Genomic DNA, 1017 nt, shown 5'->3' on the forward strand with positions numbered 1-1017 from the left:
CTTCGACTGCAGGCCGAAGCGCGCGGGCCCGGACAGCTTCGCTCAACAGCCCGAAGGCCACCGAAGGAGCCAGCGGGCGGGTGCGTTCACGCACGAGGTCGAGCGCCTTGTTGAACACGTCCACGGTACGGCCGGGGTCGTCGGCGCGGAAGGCTGCCATGCCCAGATGACGGTAAAAGAGCAATTCGGTATCCGCCGATTCGAACGGGACGCCGGATTCCAACCGCTCAAGGTAAAAACGATACGCCGCAAGACTGCGGCCCAGACGAAGGTTCACATTGCCGAGGTTCAGGGCCAACGCTGCACGGTCCCGCTCGTTTTCTGCCAGAAACCACGCTTTCTCATAATAACTCAGTGCGCGCTCAAGGCCGCCCCGCCTGCCGAAGGCGTTCTCCAGCGCTTCCTCGATAAATCCGAGAGTGCGATAGTAGGCGCTGCCCTGCCCGCCTATGGCGATGGACTGTCGAATCATCTTGCGCGCCTCGGTGAGCGCCCTTTCATCATCCCTGTAGGAAACCGCAAGCCCCAGTGAATACAGCGTGGCCGCACTGCCGGGGTCTTCGGCGTGCAGCCTGTAGTAGCGGGCAATGGCCTCTTCGAGTTTGCCGAGAGCGAGACTTGCGCGAATCCAGCCCCGGTGGCCGGGCACGTATTCCGGCTCGGTCCTGACAAGCTCGGCAAAGAGGCTTCGCGCTGCCGGGATTTCGCCATTTCGCAGCAGACGCTCCCCGGCCGAGGCGGTCTTGTCCAGATACGCCTTGCGAGCGAGGCGGTAGACGCCGTCTTCGCGTGCGCGGCCGGTCATGGCGTTTTCATAAAGCTCCACGGCCTTGGCGAACCGGCCTTCACGGTAATAGAGTTCGGCAAGCGCCAGCCGGGCCGCAGCCGTGGGCCTGCCTGTGTCCGGATATTCGGAAAGGACGTGCGCATACGCGGCCTTGGCTCCGGGAGTCTCGCCCTTCACCAGCAGCAGGTCCCCCGCCCGATTCTGCGCGGACGCCGCCAGCACCGGAAGGT

The 1017-nt window shown here is 64.2% G+C and carries 1 protein-coding gene; it reads right to left on the reverse strand.

Annotation, left to right across the window (positions count from 1 at the left end; all coding sequences use genetic code 11):
- A partial coding sequence (locus JCM12178_RS17415; protein WP_157054990.1) for a tetratricopeptide repeat protein occupies positions 1 to 1017 on the reverse strand: 1017 nt, incomplete at both ends.

Source organism: Salidesulfovibrio brasiliensis JCM 12178 (assembly GCF_001311825.1).
In the GTDB taxonomy this organism is placed as follows: Bacteria; Desulfobacterota; Desulfovibrionia; order Desulfovibrionales; family Desulfovibrionaceae; genus Pseudodesulfovibrio; species Pseudodesulfovibrio brasiliensis.